This window comes from Shewanella dokdonensis (assembly GCF_018394335.1).
Lineage (GTDB): Bacteria > Pseudomonadota > Gammaproteobacteria > Enterobacterales > Shewanellaceae > Shewanella > Shewanella dokdonensis.
In genome coordinates, this window is the sequence record NZ_CP074572.1 from 848,399 (window position 1) to 865,609 (window position 17,211).

At 48.6% G+C, this 17,211-nt stretch carries 10 protein-coding genes and 2 pseudogenes; 5 read left to right on the top strand and 7 right to left on the bottom strand.

Features of this window, described 5'->3' with window-relative positions; translation table 11 throughout:
- Positions 1 to 153: 153 nt before the first annotated feature.
- The 5 genes from KHX94_RS04040 to lgt form a co-directional block, all read right to left on the bottom strand.
- Positions 154 to 918 carry a CPBP family glutamic-type intramembrane protease gene (locus KHX94_RS04040; protein ID WP_213682466.1) on the bottom strand — a complete coding sequence of 255 codons (765 nt, stop codon included), beginning with the start codon at positions 916 to 918 and terminating at the stop codon, positions 154 to 156.
- Positions 919 to 1,075: 157 nt separating this feature from the next.
- Positions 1,076 to 1,534, bottom strand: coding sequence for a YaiI/YqxD family protein (locus KHX94_RS04045; protein ID WP_213682467.1), 459 nt, complete (start codon positions 1,532 to 1,534; stop codon positions 1,076 to 1,078).
- A 137-nt stretch (positions 1,535 to 1,671) separates the two neighbouring features.
- A complete protein-coding gene (locus tag KHX94_RS04050) occupies positions 1,672 to 2,880 on the bottom strand; it encodes a BCCT family transporter (protein ID WP_213682468.1) in 1,209 nt (402 codons plus the stop codon).
- An 802-nt stretch (positions 2,881 to 3,682) separates the two neighbouring features.
- A complete protein-coding gene (locus tag KHX94_RS04055) occupies positions 3,683 to 4,246 on the bottom strand; it encodes a cytochrome b (RefSeq protein ID WP_213682469.1) in 564 nt (187 codons plus the stop codon).
- A 133-nt stretch (positions 4,247 to 4,379) separates the two neighbouring features.
- Positions 4,380 to 5,096, bottom strand: a complete 717-nt coding sequence (gene lgt / locus KHX94_RS04060) for a prolipoprotein diacylglyceryl transferase (protein WP_342345807.1) — start codon at positions 5,094 to 5,096, stop codon at positions 4,380 to 4,382.
- A gap of 359 nt (positions 5,097 to 5,455) precedes the next feature.
- Here lgt and KHX94_RS04065 point away from each other — a divergent pair, with 359 nt between their 5' ends.
- Positions 5,456 to 6,397: an FAD:protein FMN transferase gene (locus KHX94_RS04065; RefSeq protein ID WP_213682470.1), complete on the top strand. Its 942-nt coding sequence runs from the start codon at positions 5,456 to 5,458 to the stop codon at positions 6,395 to 6,397.
- A gap of 354 nt (positions 6,398 to 6,751) precedes the next feature.
- Here the strand turns inward: KHX94_RS04065 and KHX94_RS04070 are convergent, their stop codons facing one another.
- Entirely contained in the window at positions 6,752 to 7,111 is a 360-nt protein-coding gene (locus tag KHX94_RS04070) for a DOPA 4,5-dioxygenase family protein (protein WP_213682471.1), read from the bottom strand.
- Positions 7,112 to 7,503: 392 nt separating this feature from the next.
- On the opposite strand from KHX94_RS04070, the gene KHX94_RS04075 reads away from it, so the two are divergent.
- Entirely contained in the window at positions 7,504 to 9,393 is a 1,890-nt protein-coding gene (locus KHX94_RS04075) for a M61 family metallopeptidase (RefSeq protein WP_244859319.1), read from the top strand.
- A gap of 49 nt (positions 9,394 to 9,442) precedes the next feature.
- On the opposite strand, the gene KHX94_RS04080 is transcribed toward KHX94_RS04075, so the two are convergent.
- Complete coding sequence (locus KHX94_RS04080; protein WP_213682472.1) at positions 9,443 to 10,912, bottom strand: sensor domain-containing diguanylate cyclase; 1,470 nt, start codon at positions 10,910 to 10,912, stop codon at positions 9,443 to 9,445.
- Between the two features lie 204 nt (positions 10,913 to 11,116).
- On the opposite strand from KHX94_RS04080, the gene ettA reads away from it, so the two are divergent.
- The 3 genes and pseudogenes from ettA to KHX94_RS04095 all read left to right on the top strand — a co-directional run bounded on the left by ettA (position 11,117) and on the right by KHX94_RS04095 (position 17,187).
- Positions 11,117 to 12,784 (top strand): energy-dependent translational throttle protein EttA, encoded by a 1,668-nt coding sequence (ettA, locus tag KHX94_RS04085; protein ID WP_213682473.1) that lies wholly within the window; start codon positions 11,117 to 11,119, stop codon positions 12,782 to 12,784.
- Between the two features lie 209 nt (positions 12,785 to 12,993).
- A pseudogene (locus tag KHX94_RS04090) lies at positions 12,994 to 14,098 on the top strand (efflux RND transporter periplasmic adaptor subunit).
- Positions 14,085 to 17,187, top strand: a pseudogene (locus tag KHX94_RS04095) (multidrug efflux RND transporter permease subunit). Before KHX94_RS04090 ends, KHX94_RS04095 begins: the two co-directional pseudogenes overlap by 14 nt.
- The last annotated feature ends 24 nt before the right edge of the window (positions 17,188 to 17,211 follow it).

Sequence of the window (17,211 nt, forward strand, 5' to 3'; positions counted from 1 at the left end):
CAGATTGCCATAGTCGTTGCCAGCTCAACACCATCTAAGTGCGGGATTTCTGATATTGCGCCAGTAGTTTATCTAACGCATTAGCAAATGCCTGCCTATCTGCCTGATTCAGCAACTGACGATAACATACTGTCACTCAACAATTAGCTGCTGCTAACTGCCAACATACAACAGCAAATGTATCAGCATATGAGCCATAACCGCGGCTTCCAATCCATACCGCCAGAACAACCAGCCAGCAGCAATACCGAAAATGCCATTACCCAATAACAGGTACGTGACCAAAAATGGATTGGCGGCAGAAGTCAACATTAACGCCGCAGGCAAGTGCCCTAAGCCAAACAGTAACGCAGACACAACAATACTCAACCAGGGGCCGACACAGGATGATGTTGCTCTACCACCACAAAACATCCGGTAAAATAGCCACAATAAAAAAGACATTGCCCCCCAACGGACAAGCAATTCCTCCGTCAAACCGCCATAGAGCAGCCGACTGTAAAGCGGTGGTGCTAATTTACTGCCGTTTGCAACGAAATCTGCTGGCAACCTAGGAATGGCAAAGTATTGTAAGCACAGCAGCAACACACTACAGAGTATCGCCACCCGTATCGCAGCCCACAGTGGAGCCTTTACGGCCGACCACGATATATATCGTTGGGCTAGCCATATGGTGAATAACGGTGCACTGAGATTCACCCTGACACTGCACCAGTTGCCTAGCATAAGCGCACAGAATAACAGTAGTGCAGTTTGAAATACGGATAACAGCAGCAGCGCCCATTGAGGTATGGACGGCGAGAGTGTCAGGGTAGACAACAGTGTATTGATGGTGGGCAACAACGACAGCGCACCAATAATCCCCAACAAAAAAAGCAACCACAGCAGTGGCCAGTTAAAACGATATTGCGGTATCATCCTGCACCCAAGACATATTATGTCAATAATACCAACTACCTTAACGGATTACGGATTGGATGCAAGCATTATCAGACATATTATGTCTTCGATTTTGCAAAAAATAGCTATAGGCTATAGATCATAAGCTATAAGTGACTTGTGTTTCAGCCGCCCGCTACGTGCGGGATTTCTGATATTGCGCCAGTAGTTTATCTAACGCATTAGCAAATGCCTGTCTATCTGCCTGATTCAGCGCGGCCGGGCCTCCCGATTCAATGCCACTCGCCCGCAAGGTATCCATAAAATCGCGCATGGTCAAACGTGCTCGGATGTTATCTGGAGTAAAAGCATCGCCTCTAGGACTCAGCGCTTTACCGCCCTTTTGCAATACATCGGCGGCTAACGGAATGTCCGACGTGATCACTAGATCGCCTACTGCTACTCGTGCCACGATTTCATTATCGGCGACATCAAACCCCTTCATTACCTGTAATGTACTGATAAATGGAGATTTAGGAATTCGTAATGGCTGATTTGCCACTAACGTCAACGCTACCTGACACCGCTCTGCCGCGCGATAGAGCACTTCTTTAATTACCGCTGGACAGGCATCAGCATCAACCCAGATTTTCATCTTGATCCACTCACAAAAAGTATTGCGCTTACTTTACCTTATTCTTTGCAGCACCATCACCCATCAGCAATGGATTGGGCGAATTTAGTGTTCAACGCAACATTAAGCATCATGCCTTAAGCCGCATCATGTTGACGTTAGTGGCTCACATTGAACTTATCAAAATTCAGTTGGTTTTCTTTTGGAGAGCTGGTAATTCTGCTTACCGAGTGCAGTTTTTTATAGAATATATACCCAAGACAAGAGTAAAACAGCCCCACAACTAGCGCTCCAACCCATTGAATTTTAATAAAATCAATTTTAAACAGCAGTGTTAACCCCACCAAGCTAACAAAGTTCAGCAGAAAATAGTTACGGCGGCCCAAACGCTGGTGTGTCAGATTGAGGTTATCGGTGTAGAGTCGAATTAATGAGTCGAGCGAGTTAACCACAAAGAGAATACCAACAAATACCATCAAAAAGTTAATCCCGCCGGAAGTCGCAATGTGTGTCTGATGGTAATGCCATAACACTCCGAACCATAAGGCAATTGGCACTGAAGGAAATATCAGCATAACCACTAACAGTTGCCAGGTGCGTAATCCACCAGCAAAACGCGCCGTAAACTGACCGATCATGACACTCCAAGCCAGCCACCAAAACAGATAAAACGCATGGTACTGATTAATTGGAAACACAAAGCGGTCAATATGGACAAAATAGCCTTCCAGTAAGGATTCTTCTGCGAAATATTGAGCGATGTGGCTATTGCCCCATACAAAGGCATTTCCCCACATATACGCTATCAGCCCAAAAAATAGTGCGGTGGATGATAAGCTGAGGATACGCACATATTTCAGCTCAGTGCTGCTGTACACCGCCAAGGCAATTGCCGCAAACACGACCAGATAAAAACTCGGTTCAATGGTTTTACCATCGCCCAATGAAGGCAAATACCAAGGTAGATTTTTTAATAGCAAGAAAGCAGTAAATGCACAGGTACCAACAATCACCACGTTGTTCAGCAGCTGTACCCAGCGGATCTGAAAGAACTTCACTTTCGGTTCAATAATGCAGAAATAGAAACAGGTGAGGAAATAAAAGGCCCAAATAAAAAAGCCCCAAAAGCCAAACTCAATCGCTAATGGATTGGTGAAATCATAATCAGCTTGCGTACTGTAACGATTGAACTCAGTGAGCGGAAACATAATCAGCCCAACGTCGAGGCCGGAGGTAAACAAAATTGCGATAAACGTGACTAGCTTGACGGGCGTTACACCAATCATCTGTAAGTTGCCCCATTTCCACAGAATGAAAATAATCGCAACCAGTGCCAGACTGATGCCAGCACTTAACCAAATTAACACGGAATACTCCTGTTTTTATTAAAAATCTATAAGGCTGATGGCTAGGCCACAACCGCCAAAAATGATTAGTTATTCATCTGTGTTACCAGGTCAACCGCTTCAGAAAATAGTAAAAGTACGAAACAACCTAAGCGGTCAACATTGCCCACTAACAGATGAAAGTTGGTAAATGACCCGGTGCAATCGGGAAATATCGATGGAACGACAGCGCAAGCCGCTTTACCCATGTGATAAAGAGGCCGCACAACCCGCCCGCCCCATATGCAATATATTGGCCGATAACGGGGTGCTGAGTTAGGCATTGATGGTGTGTTGCATAACCACCGATGAGCTAATCTATTCACGAGAAAACTTATACAAGTTTTGCAGTCGTTAGCTAAATAACACCTTGATTGTTTGCAACAAAAACGCCTGAGCGTGTAGCTAAAAGACGCGCGCTGAAAACAGCGGCGAACGAAAGGTCCATTTGTGATACGGGCATGTTATTGCCTTATTTTGCGGAATAAAGAGGGCGGATTCAGATACGGCTTAACAACATCAAGCGGTTAAGCACTATCAACGCAGGGGATCTCACCAACTTAAGCAATGTATTTTTGTGATCAATATCACAAAGCAAGAGATCGGCAAGCCGTGCCTAGAACCGCAGCGCGTGCTAATCAGCACTTACATAACCCCAAACTTCGGTAGCTGCGGTGTCATGTTCAAGCGACAAAATGCCCCAAAATAAAAGTGATTGTGGGCGTAAAAACAAAGGCCACCGGCAGTTAACTGCCGGTGGCCTAGCTACACGCGGGAAAATCTATTACTTTTTATGGCCTGGCAGCATTGACTGCAAAGTATCATCTTTATCGATGAAATAGTGTTTCAGGGCAAAGGCTGCATGACCCGCAATCACCACCAACAAGGTGTATGCCAATACACTGTGAACTGGGGCGATATATGGCACCAAGTCAGGTGATTTTGGTAACAACGGCGGAATGGTGAACAAACCCGCTACCGGAATCGGATATCCTGCGGCAGAGCTGTATGCCCAACCAACAACAGGTACCAATACCATCAACAGATACAGCAGATGATGTCCGGCATGAGCGGCTTTAATCATCAGTTGGCTCATACCAGTCAGCGCTGGCGGCCGATGGGTCACCCGCCAGATAATTCTCAACACGATCAGAAATAAGCTGATGGTAGCAATCGACTTATGTAAGGTGATGGTTTCACTTTTCTGCAGGTCATGTGCAGCATCAATACCGTAAGACAAAAACAGCCCTGAATACGCCCCGATTGCCATTGCCGTTAAAATTACAATCGCCATTGCCCAGTGCAGTACTTTGGCAGTCCCGGTATATGATCTGTTTTGAGTTGCCATGAATAAATCCCTAAAGTTATCAACTAACGACAAATGATAATCTTTTTTAACTAATTTAAATGCCATTTAATCGCAGCAATTAATGCACATTTTCGATAATTTCAACGTATTCTAATAAACCCTATCGATGACACTATCTTTGCTGCTGTCGATAACTACGCCAGATGAATACCCCACCTAATAGGACAAACGGAATGCTCAACCACTGACCAACACTCATTAAGTCCGCAGCATAGGCTGCCTGTGGTGTTTTGACATATTCCAGGAGGAAACGGCTACCAAAAACCAACACCATAAAGATGCCGAAGCTGAAGCCACGTTTAGGGAAACCATTGCGACGATAAAGCGTTAACAACAGGATAAAGATCAACAGGTAGCTAGCGGCTTCATAAAGTTGCACCGGGTGTCTTGGTAAATTATCGATCCGTTCGAACACCACGCCCCAGTGACCATGAGTCGGCAATCCGACAATTTCAGAATTCATAAAATTGCCGAGACGGATAAAACAGGCAGTAAGTGCAGTAGGCACCACTAGCCGATCTAATAACCACAGCAACTCAATTTGAGGATGTTTTCGCACAAATAACCAAATCGCCAAGATAACGCCAACAGTGCCACCGTGACTGGCTAAACCGCCACGCCAAATTTTTATAATCTCAAGAGGATGGGAGAAATAAAACACGGGATCGTAAAAGATAACATGCCCCAAACGAGCACCAATGATGGCGCCAGCAAAGATATACAGCAGCAGATTATCCAGCGGTTCAGTGTCAAAACCTTCCCGCACACAGATCCATTGCATCAACCGATAACCGAGCAAAAAGCCCCCACAAACAGCAGGCCATACCAATGCACCGCCACCGGGCCCAGATGTATTAAAATCGGGTTAACATTCCAGTAAATCATTGTTGTTCAGCGAAATGATGTTTGCATCAGAGAGTAACATAAATGCGTCAACACACGTAGATCCTCGATAGATATCTCCGATCCGGTACACGCATCTTGGCATTACGCCCAGCGCTGGAGTCTGGAAAATACGGATGATAGACTTGGGCCAAATTTATTCACCATAGGTTCCATCAGTGCCCTCCTCCAGCCAGCCTAAACTTTCTCCTACCAAGGCGTTGTTATCTTTGCTGATCGGCGTAGCCATTATCTTTGCCGTGTTACAGTATCGACGCCCGGCCCAGCTACAAAAAGTGGAGGGATATGCTCAAGGCACGACTTATCACATCAGTTGGTGGTCAGAAAGTCATTCCAACGCAGGATATTGAACAGCAGTTCAATACTGCATTGGCGCAGATAGACGCGGAGTTTTCCACTTACCGCGATGATTCCTATATTTCCAAATTCAACCACAGTAGCTCGACCGACTGGCAAGCAGCATCGGCAGACTTCCTGCAATTACTGACAATTGCCAAGGAGATCAATCATAAAACTGGCGGTTGCTATGATCCAACCATAGGGCCACTGTTCAATTTATGGGGTTTCCAGAAAGATAAGTTTAATCTCCCGTCTGCTGCCGATATTGAGGCAACACAAGCCGAAATAGGCATAGATAAAGTGGAAATGGATAGCGCAGGTCAGCGTATTCGCAAAACGCTACCGGGGTTGCAGTTAAACTTCTCTTCTATGGGAGAAGGCTACAGTATCAGCAAGTTATCCGCCGTGTTAGAGCGTCATAACATCAGCAACTATCTGGTGGAGTTTGGCGGTGACATGAAGATCCGCGGCCACAAACCCGATGGTAAAAAATGGCGGATTGCTATCGATCGCCCAGACAGAAAGGATAGCGAACGGCAACCCTACAGCATTATCACGATCAATGATGAAACCGGAGTAACCCTCGATACTTCCGGCACCTATCGGCATCACTTTGATGAGAATGGCAAAGAGTACTCCCATATTCTTGATCCGCGCACCGGGGCACCAGTGACTCACAATCTGGTATCCGCCTCTGTTTTTGGCAAAGATCCCAGAGTCAGTGACGCTTGGGCAACCGCCATGTTGTGTCTGGGGCCTGATGCAGGGCAAAGCATTGCGAAGGAACAACAGTTGGAAGTGTTTTTTATTGAGCAGAGACAAGACACATTCCACAATGCACAAAGCGCGGCCTTAGCCACCAGCAAGCGGGTGAGTTTTGAAAACTGATCGGGGAAATGCCAATCAGTAACAAAATAGCCAGCGTTCCATCGATAGCAGTCAAGTAAACGCCAGCCGAAAAGTGGTTTGTTATAGGCTCCGCAAGGAGCCTATTGCTTATCTAACACCGCATTGTCTTTGCCATCACCCAAATTTCTAGCCAGTTTTACCGTAGGGCTAAGTCAGCCTTGGGGCTCCACTGCGAGATAAGCGCAAGACAGTGAGACTCAACACAGCGGCAGCGCCAACGGCTTGAGCTCGTTGCTGCTGGCTAACAACAAACTGTCTTGTTCAGGGCGATGACAAGCGCACGATGCACTGCAATTATCGCGATTAACCCAGTTACCCCTATTCCAGCACAATTCAATCGACAGCGTCATTTGGCCTAAACACTGACAGGTTTAACGGCTGCGGATGACCCAACCAAGAGATACGCTGGGTATGGTCACTGTAATGATCCCCAGTCACCGCATGGATCATCACGGAGAGCCCTTTACGGTGCTGTTCCATCCAAGGCACAAACTGGGGGAATTCATCCTGAGTAAATGCGGTCTCGAAACTCCAACACAGATGTGGGCCAACTAGGCGAGTATTAAATGGCCCAACGGGTAATCCTAAGTCATGACAAATGGTATAACGCAGCTCCGCCGCAAATTCTTGCGACGTTTCATCAAAGTAGAGATGAGCGTGATAATGGGCAAACTCATTAGCCGGAATTGTCATAACGACTCCTTATTGCTGGAACTGCGCACCCAGTCTTTACGCTTATATATCATTTTTCAGGCGCTTAAGAGATTAAAGCGCAAGTTTTACAATAAAGCATGCTGATATTTCTCAGTTCTGCAGTAGAAAATCACACAGTGACCAAATTTCTTTGAAACAAACAGCAACACTTAAGCCCCTCTGATGCCGAGTTTATGCCTTTAAAAGCGTTTTTCCGCCGTGTATGTTGTATCAGTTGCCGCTGATACTGGCGTCGATACCAACGACCCTCAATGATAAAGGTCAAAAATCCAGCCACAGCGCCGGAACTAACAATAATTTTTTTGCCGGACACCGGCACTGAAAAGAGGCGCCGAAACTAGCGCCCGATAAAAAGAAGAAAGGAGCTCCCAGTGAACAATTCTGCCGTCAAGGCCGCTGTCCTCAGCGCGCTGATGGGTGCGGCCGGGTCCGCTTTTGCCGAGATCCCGGCCCCCGTGGATCAAGCCTACCCAGGTACCCTGAAACTCAAGGTGGACGCCACCGACCTGTCACACCGCATTTTTAATATCAGCGAAGTGATCCCCGCTAAACCTGGCCCACTAACGCTGCTGTATCCGTCATGGATCCCGGGACATCACTCGCCCACAGGCCCTATCGATAAAGCCGCCGGTTTTGAATTCAAAGCCAATGGTAAGGTACTACAGTGGCAACGAGATCCAGGTAATGTCTACGCCTTCCATATCGATGTACCTCAAGGTGCTAACAGTGTTGAAGTGAGTTTTAAATTTTTGTCACCGCAAGATCGCAGCCAAGGGCGCGTAGTGATGACCCCTGAAATGCTCAACCTGCAATGGAACACTGTGGCGCTGTATCCAGCGGGCTATTACACCCGGCAGATTAAGGTAGATTCCTGTGTCACACTGCCGCAAGACTGGCACTATGCCACCGCACTGGAAGACAGTAATCACAAAGGCAGCAGCTACTGCTTTAAGACCATCGACTTTGAGAATCTGGTCGATTCTCCCATGTTTGCGGGTAAGTATTACAAGCGAGTAGATCTGAATCCCGGAGCGGACACCCCGGTACATCTCAACGTATTTGCCGATAAGGCCAAAGATCTAGAAATCAGCGATGAAGGGCTCAAGGCGCACCAAGCGCTGGTACAGCAGATGTACAAGCTCTATGGTGCCCACCACTACAATCACTATGACTTTTTGCTGGCACTGACCGACAAACTTGGTGGTATCGGTCTGGAGCATCACCGTTCCAGCGAAAACAGTGGCAAGCAAGACTACTTTACCAAATGGGATAAATCCTGGTTAGGTCGTGACCTACTGGCGCACGAATTCAACCATTCTTGGGATGGCAAATACCGCCGCCCAGCCGAATTATGGACCCCCACCTACAACCAAGTGAAGAAAGATCACGGCTTGTGGGTCTATGAAGGACAGACACAATTCTGGGGTTATATCGTGGCAGCGCGTTCTGGGCTGTGGAGCCACGACAACGCCATGGATATGCTAGCGCTGCTGGGGGCAACGTACGATAAAGGTCGCCCAGGCATGAAATGGCGCACCATTCTGGATACCACCAACGATCCGACCATTGCCCAGCGCTCACCACTGGCGTTTCGTAACTATCAGATGAGTGAAGATTATTACCAAGGCGGACAGCTAATTTGGTACGCCGTTGACGCCAAATTACGTAATCTCTCTGGTGATAAAAAATCCCTTAATGACTTTGCCAAAGCCTTCTTTGGTGTGCATCCAGGAGCCTGGGATATCAACACTTATACGTTTGATGATGTTGTGGCAACGCTTGATGGTATCCAGAAATACGACTGGACCAGTTTTATCAATGCGCGGCTGAAAGGCCATGTCAATCTGTCTGACTCATTGAAAGATCAAGGCTGGAAGCTGGAGTATAACGACACCCCATCAGCAGCAGTGAAAGGGATGGAAGATCGCTATAAACGCTTTGATTTTACCTATTCCTTAGGCTTTTCTGTCAACAAGGACGGCAAGCTACAGGACGTGTTATGGGATAGCCCCGCGTTTAATGCTGGTTTATCACCTAGCATGACCTTAATTGCCGTCAACGGTGAAGCCTACAAAGCGGAATATCTAAAAGATGCCATTACCGCAGCCAAAACCAGCAAAGCGCCGGTAGAACTGCTGGTTAAAGAGTTTGATCAGTACAAGACCATCAGCATCGACTATCACGGTGGCCTGATGTACCCGCATCTGGTACGGATTGAAAGCCAACCCGACTACCTGAGTGAAATATTAAAAGCCTTGTAAACTAGTGCAAAACGCCCGGATTTTCCGGGCGTTTTATTAGCTCGAACACTTATTCATCCGCGTACAATACCTGATTGCGGCCATTTTCTTTGGCTCGATAAAGGGCGGTATCTGCTCGTTTGACCACTTCGGATAGGTCTTCCTCCAACCTTGCCTCGGCCACGCCACAACTGAGGGTGATCTGGAAAGTGCCGGTGCCGGCATTAAAATCCAGTGCCATAGTGCTCTGGCGGATACGGTCAGCCAATCCCCAGGCTTTCTCGCGGTTACAGTTCCCCAGCAGCAATACAAACTCTTCACCGCCCCAGCGACACACGGCATCCGCGTAACGGGTCTGGGAACGCAACTCTTTAACGAGGCGCTTCAGCACCAGATCCCCCATATCATGCCCATATTTATCGTTAACCGTCTTGAAATAATCGACATCAAAAACCAGTACGGATAGCGGCTGATGCTGGTGTCGACATTGCTCTAGCAATAACTCGTAAAACTCCTCACAAGTCTGTCGATTCATCGCTTTCGTTAACGGATCCAAGGCCGCTTGCGCCGCGAGTTTGCGCTGATAACGCCCTTGGGTCAGCAGGCTGAGTCCCAACACCAGCAAGGTGACGATGGCGGCGACGGCCAGATTGATCATAAAGGTACGAAATACAGCTCTCTGTGCTGGCGCGGCGTGTTCTTCAACCACGAGATACCAGTTAAATTCTGGCACTAACCGTGCGTTAACATAGACTTTTTCATCACCGCTTTGATAGTGAAAACTACCCGATGGGGCAGACAATAAACGCAATGCCACTTGCTGCATGCCCGGCATCTGCTGCAAGGTGTCAGCCCCGGTAAAATCATCCCCATGCAACACCACCTTGCCCTGTTGGTCGACAAAATAGATAGTACGCTGGTAGCGTTTTTCGTAGAGGTTGATCAGTTCGCCGACTTTATTGACCGACAGGCCAACCCCGGTAACCCCAATCAGTTGCTGGTGATAGTCATAAACTTTGTGGTCGATATAAATGTCCATCTCGCCGGGACGTTCTGCATCTGGCCCCACAGTTACCAGATAAGGCTGAGAGGCTGGCAAAGCTTTAACTTGTTGATACCATTCATAACGATGACTCTGTTCATCAATAATATGGTCCGCTGCATCCGGCAGGTAATAACGACGACTTTTATCTAAGACAAAGAAAGAGATAATGGTGCCAAAACGGCGATCTATCTCCTGTAGATAACGCTGCATTGGCTCTTTCGGCGGCGAAGGTTGTAGTGCCCAATCTCGCACAAAGGTGTCATGCGCCATCAAGGTCGCCACAAAAATAGGTTGCACCAGATCCCGCTGGATCTGTGAATAGACATTATCACTGGTAAGTGGCAGTGAATTTTGCTCAATCTGGTGCGATATCGATTGCTGCGCTACATGGTAACTGCTCCAGCTCATCACAAAAAACACTAGAAATAACAAGCCACTGAACAACCACAGCATTTTGCTACGAACATGCGCCAGTGGCTGGGGTCTTCTCAACATAAAGCTCTCCACGGGTTAAAACCAGCATCAATCCGCTGACGCAAGTATGACTAAAAGTCGGATAAGACAAATTTAAAGCGCAGAATATTATCAACTTATTTCTAATACACCCAGAAAAAACCACGGTAGTTCCCCCTAGGGCGGATTGGCAGCCATCATCACAATTTAGTAAACTGCCGCCAATCGACAATACAGAGAGTAACTATGGCTCAGTTTGTATATAGCATGCTCAGGGTTGGCAAAGTGGTGCCGCCCAAGAAGCAAATTCTCAAAGACATCTCTTTGAGCTTCTTCCCCGGTGCCAAAATCGGTGTTCTGGGTCTGAACGGTTCTGGTAAATCCTCGCTGCTGCGTATTATGGCTGGCGTGGATAAGGAATTCGATGGTGAAGCCAGGCCAATGCCGGGGCTGAAAATCGGTTATCTGCCACAAGAGCCACAACTTGATCCTCAAAAAACCGTGCGCGAGACCATTGAAGAAGCGGTAAGCGATGCCAAAAATGCGCTAACGCGTTTGGATGAAGTATACGCCGCCTATGCCGAACCAGATGCCGATTTTGATGCGCTGGCCAAAGAACAGGGTGAGCTGGAAGCCATCATTCAAGCTCAGGATGCTCATAATCTGGACAACATTCTGGAACGTGCCGCCGATGCGCTACGTTTGCCCGCATGGGATGCCAAAATTGAAGTGCTCTCCGGGGGCGAACGTCGCCGCGTAGCTATCTGTCGGCTGCTGCTGGAAAAACCCGAAATGTTGCTGCTGGACGAACCCACCAACCATTTGGATGCGGAATCCGTTGCCTGGCTGGAGCAGTTCCTGCACGAGTATCCCGGCACTGTGGTTGCCATCACCCATGACCGCTATTTCCTCGACAACGCCGCTGGCTGGATCTTGGAACTTGACCGCGGTGAAGGCATCCCATGGCAAGGCAACTATTCCTCTTGGTTGGAGCAGAAAGATCAGCGTCTGCAACAGGAAGCCGCTAGCGAAAGCGCGCGCCAGAAAACCATCGCCAAAGAACTGGAATGGGTGCGTCAGGGAGCCAAAGGCCGCCAATCAAAAGGTAAGGCTCGACTGTCTCGCTTTGAAGAGCTGAACAGTCAGGAATTCCAGCGCCGTAATGAAACCAACGAACTGTTTATTCCACCTGGCCCACGTTTGGGTGACAAAGTGATTGAAGTGCGTCACCTCACCAAGAGCTTTGGCGATCGGGTGCTGATTGACGATCTGTCGTTTACCGTGCCTAAAGGCGCCATCGTGGGCATTATCGGCCCTAACGGTGCTGGTAAATCGACCTTATTTAAGATGCTCACCGGCGCCGAAACACCCGATAAGGGTGAAGTAGAAGTTGGTGATACTGTACAGATTGCCTCGGTTGAACAGTTCCGTGACTCGATGAACGACAAAAACACCATCTGGCAGGAGATCTCCGGCGGTCAAGACATCATGCGCATCAATGGCTTGGAAATCCCTAGCCGGGCTTATGTTGGCCGTTTCAACTTCCGTGGTGGCGATCAGCAAAAGGTGATTGGGACTTTGTCTGGCGGTGAACGTAACCGCGTGCATCTGGCAAAATTGCTGCAATCGGGTGGGAACGTCTTGCTGCTCGACGAACCGACTAACGATCTGGACGTCGAAACCTTGCGCGCCCTAGAAGAAGCATTATTGGCATTCCCAGGTTGCGCCATGGTGATCTCCCATGACCGCTGGTTCCTTGACCGTATCTGTACCCATATTCTGGATTACCGTGACGAAGGGAAAGTGAACTTCTACGAAGGCAACTACAGCGAATATTCCAGCTGGCTAAAAGACAATTTCGGTGCCGATGTAATTGCGCCGCACCGGCTGAAGTACAAACGGATGACGAAATAGCCGACCAGCAAGCTCAAGATAAAGCAGGCGGGGACTAGCGCCTGCTTTTCACTCCCGTTTCAAAGTGCTTAAATGCAACCATTCTGTTAGTAATCCAGAGCATTTGTTTACACTTTTTCCCCAGTCAGCACTTAGTTTTTAACCTTCCCTCACCTAAAATGGCTGACATTATCCGGGGGCGGATATACAACCGTAGCAGTACTGATCCTATGAAAAAACTTATCTTCACTATCGTGATAGTCGGCTTGTGTGCCGCTGGCATTTACCGCTGGCAAACTGCCATACCTGAACCAGCAACACACAACGCCAAGGATAGAGTTATCCCGGTAGTCACCGCTGCGGTGGTGGATAAAGAGTTAGCATCAGACATCAAACTGGTAGGCAAACTCAGTGCAGAACATTCGGTGTATATTGCGCCACAAGTTGCGGGCAAAGTGGAAACCATTGCGGTACGTTCCAATCAGCAAGTGATAACTGGTCAGTTGTTAGTGGCATTAGAAGATGCCAAAGCCGCGGCAGCAGTGATGGAAGCAGAAGCCTATCTTGCGGATGAAAAACGCAAGTTGGGCGAATATGAAAAACTGGCTCACAGTGATGCCATCACACAAACGGAGATTGATGCCCAGCGCGCCAGTGTTGATATTGCCTCTGCCCGATTGGCCTCGACTAGAGCTGACTTGTCTTATCATCACATCAAAGCGCCGTTTAATGGCATCGTCGGGCTGGTGGATTTCAGTCGCGGCAAGATGGTAAGCCAGGGCGACACACTGCTGTCACTGGATGATCTGAGCGTACTGCGGCTCGATCTGCAAGTGCCAGAAGCCCATCTGTCACAGTTAAGCTTAGGTATGGAAGTCTCCGCCAGCAGTGGCGCCTGGCCTGGCGAAGCGTTTGCTGGCAAAGTCGTGGCGATTGACCCGCGCATCAACGAAGAAACCCTTAATGTGCGCACCCGGGTGCAATTTGAAAATCCACACAATAAACTGCGCCCAGGCATGATGCTTGAGGCGATCATGAGTTTTCCCCGTGCATCAACCTGTGATCCCGGTACAGGCACTGGAATATTCAGGCACCAAACGGTTTGTTTACAAAGTGGATGATAAGCAGATAGCTCACCGCACCGAAGTCCATTTAGGTGCCCGCGTGGACAACCTGGTATTGATCACCGATGGGCTACAAGCTGGCGATGAGATTGTGGTGCAGGGATTGGTTAATATCCGCGATGGCATGCAGGTAAAACCACTGAAAACAGCACCAGCAAACCCAGAAGCTCACCAAACCGCAAAACAGGAGCCAAGCGATGCTGCTCTCTGATGTGTCGGTCAAGCGCCCAATTGTGGCCATAGTGTTGAGCTTATTGCTGTGTGTTTTTGGCTTGGTCTCTTTCAGTAAACTGTCGGTGCGCGAAATGCCCGACGTAGAAAAACCCGTTGTCAGCATCCGCACCACGTACACAGGTGCCAGTGCCTCCATCATGGAAAGCCAAGTCACCAAGAATATTGAAGATCAGCTAACGGGTATCAGCGGTATCGATCAAATCACCTCGGTCAGTCGTAACGGTTCATCCCGCATTACCGTGAATTTCAAACTCGGCTGGAATATCACCGAAGGTGTCAGTGATGTCCGTGATGCCGTCGCCAGAGCACAACGGCGCTTACCTGAAGAAGCACAAGATCCGATTGTCTATAAGGATAATGGCAATGGCGATCCGGCCGTTTATGTCGATTTAAGTTCTACCGAGATGGATCGCACCCAACTCACCGATTATTCACGCCGCGTCTTAGAAGACAAATTCAACCTGATCAGTGGCGTCAGCTCGATCAATATCTCCGGCGGCCTTACGCAGGTGATGTACGTCAAGCTCAAACCTGAAGAGATGGCTGGCCGCGGCATCACGGTCAATGATGTGATCACCGCGCTGAACAATGAAAATATGGAGTCACCCGGAGGGCAGATCCGCAACGATGCCACCACTATGACGGTTCGTACCGCGCGCCTGTATCTGCATCCTGAGGATTTTGACTATCTGCAAGTGCGTACCGCCAGCGATGGCACACCTATCTATTTGAAAGATATCGCCGATGTCTACATTGGCGCACAAAATGAAAACTCGACATACAAGAGTAACGGTATCGCGAATATCAGCTTAGGCATTATTCCGCAGTCCGATGCTAACCCGCTTGAAGTGGCTAAAGCCGTCATCCATCAGGTTGAGCAGTTACAGCCGTTTCTTCCCAAGGGCACACAGTTGAAAATCGGCTACGATGCTACCGTATTTATCGACCAGGCGATTGATGAGGTATACAGCACCTTATATATCACCGGCGCCTTAGTGGTACTGGTGCTGTATATCTTTATTGGGCAAGTGCGGGCCACGCTGATCCCGGCGGTGACTGTACCCGTGTCGTTGATTTCGGCGTTTATGGTGGCGTATTTCATGGGTTTTTCCATCAATCTGCTGACCTTGATGGCGCTGATCCTAGCGATTGGGCTGGTGGTAGATGATGCCATTGTGGTGGTAGAGAATATTTTTCACCACATAGAAGGGGTGAAACGCCATTGGTAGCGGCGTACAAAGGCACCCGTGAAGTGGGCTTTGCCGTTATCGCCACCACCGCCGTGTTGGTAATGGTATTTCTGCCTATCTCCTTTATGGAAGGGATGGTGGGGCTGTTATTTACCGAATTTTCAGTATTGCTGGCGGTTGCGGTGGTGTTCTCATCCATTGTGGCCTTAACACTCACCCCGGTATTAGCCAGTAAGTTACTCAAAGCCAATGAAAAATCCAATGCTCTTAATCGACTGTTGGACTGCATATTCCGGAATCTGGAGCGCTACTACCGTAGTGCGGTGCAATTCTCTATCAACCACAAAGTGGCGGCACCATTGGTGATTCTGGCGTGTATTGCGGGCAGTTATCTGCTGATGCAAAGAGTACCGTCGCAACTGGCGCCCATGGAAGATCGCGGGGTGATATATGCCTTTGTTAAAGGGGCCGAAGGTACCAGTTACAACCGCATGTCTGCCAACATGGACATTGTACAGAATCGACTGATGCCATTGTTACATCAAGGGATACTGAAATCTTTCAGCATCCAAGCGCCAGCATTTGGGGGCGCGCGGGCGACCAGACGGGTTTTGTTATCATGCGACTACCTGACTGGGGACAACGACAACTGAATGCCCAGCAGATCCTAGAAATAGTGACGCAAGCATTGCAAGAGATCCCCGATATTATGATACGTCCGATGTTGCCGGGCTTTCGCGGAGGCTCCAGTGAGCCAGTAAAATTTGTGATTGGCGGCTCCGATTACAAGGAGCTGTTCAAGTGGGCGCAGTTGCTACAACAACAAGCCAACAATAGCGGCATCATGAACGGTGCAGACTTAGATTATGCTGAAACCACACCAGAGCTCTTGGTCACAGTTAATCGCCAGCGGGCCGCCGAATTGGGGATTAGCGTCTCGGATGTCTCCGACACGCTGGAAGTGATGCTCGGAGGCCGCACCCAAACCACCTATGTGGAACGCGGCGAAGAGTATGACGTTTACTTGCGCGGTGACGAAAATCATTTCAACAGCATGACAGATTTGAGCAAGATCTACGTGCGTACCGCCAAGGGCCAGCTAGTGACACTCGATAGCGTCGCCCATGTGGAAGAAGAAGCGTCAGCGCAACGCCTGAGTCATACCGATAAAAAGAAATCCATTACGCTGAGTGCCAACCTTGAGAGTGGACATACCTTGGGTGAAGCCCTGACGTTCTTGGATCACAAGGCGATAGAACTGTTACCTGGTGATATCAGTATCAGCTATTCCGGTGAATCAAAAGATTTCAAAGAGAATCAGAGCAGTGTGTTGGTGGTATTTGGCTTAGCATTATTGGTTGCCTATCTGGTACTCGCTGCGCAATTTGAGAGTTTTATCAATCCACTGGTGGTGATGTTTACCGTGCCCATGGGCGTATTTGGCGGTTTTCTGGGGTTATGGTTAACCCAGCAAGGGCTTAACATCTACAGCCAGATTGGCATGATCATGCTGATCGGTATGGTTACTAAAAACGGTATCCTGATTGTGGAGTTTGCCAATCAATTGCGTGATCGCGGCCTGAGATTTGAGCAAGCGATTATTGATGCGTCGGCACGGCGACTACGGCCGATTCTGATGACAGCCTTTACCACGCTGGTAGGCGCCATCCCATTGATCCTTGCTAGCGGTGCCGGAGCGGAAAGCCGCCGCGCCGTGGGCACAGTAGTGTTCTTCGGCATGGCCTTTGCCACCTTGGTAACACTGTTTGTCATTCCGGCCATGTATCGCTTGTTGTCTTACAACACTAAATCACCCGGTTGGGTTGAAGCCCAGCTTAACGAAGCCTTGGCTAAACAACAGGCTGAGCAACCGTAAAACGCCAAAAGGATGCAGTAGCAT

Excerpts from the sequence above, each read along its gene's own strand:
- KHX94_RS04040 (WP_213682466.1), bottom strand. The coding sequence starts at position 918 with ATGATACCGCAATATCGTTTTAACTGGCCACTGCTGTGGTTGCTTTTT.
- KHX94_RS04045 (WP_213682467.1), bottom strand. The coding sequence starts at position 1,534 with ATGAAAATCTGGGTTGATGCTGATGCCTGTCCAGCGGTAATTAAAGAA.
- KHX94_RS04055 (WP_213682469.1), bottom strand. The coding sequence starts at position 4,246 with ATGGCAACTCAAAACAGATCATATACCGGGACTGCCAAAGTACTGCAC.
- KHX94_RS04065 (WP_213682470.1), top strand. The coding sequence starts at position 5,456 with ATGCTCAAGGCACGACTTATCACATCAGTTGGTGGTCAGAAAGTCATT.
- KHX94_RS04070 (WP_213682471.1), bottom strand. The coding sequence starts at position 7,111 with ATGACAATTCCGGCTAATGAGTTTGCCCATTATCACGCTCATCTCTAC.
- KHX94_RS04080 (WP_213682472.1), bottom strand. The coding sequence starts at position 10,912 with ATGTTGAGAAGACCCCAGCCACTGGCGCATGTTCGTAGCAAAATGCTG.
- ettA (WP_213682473.1), top strand. The coding sequence starts at position 11,117 with ATGGCTCAGTTTGTATATAGCATGCTCAGGGTTGGCAAAGTGGTGCCG.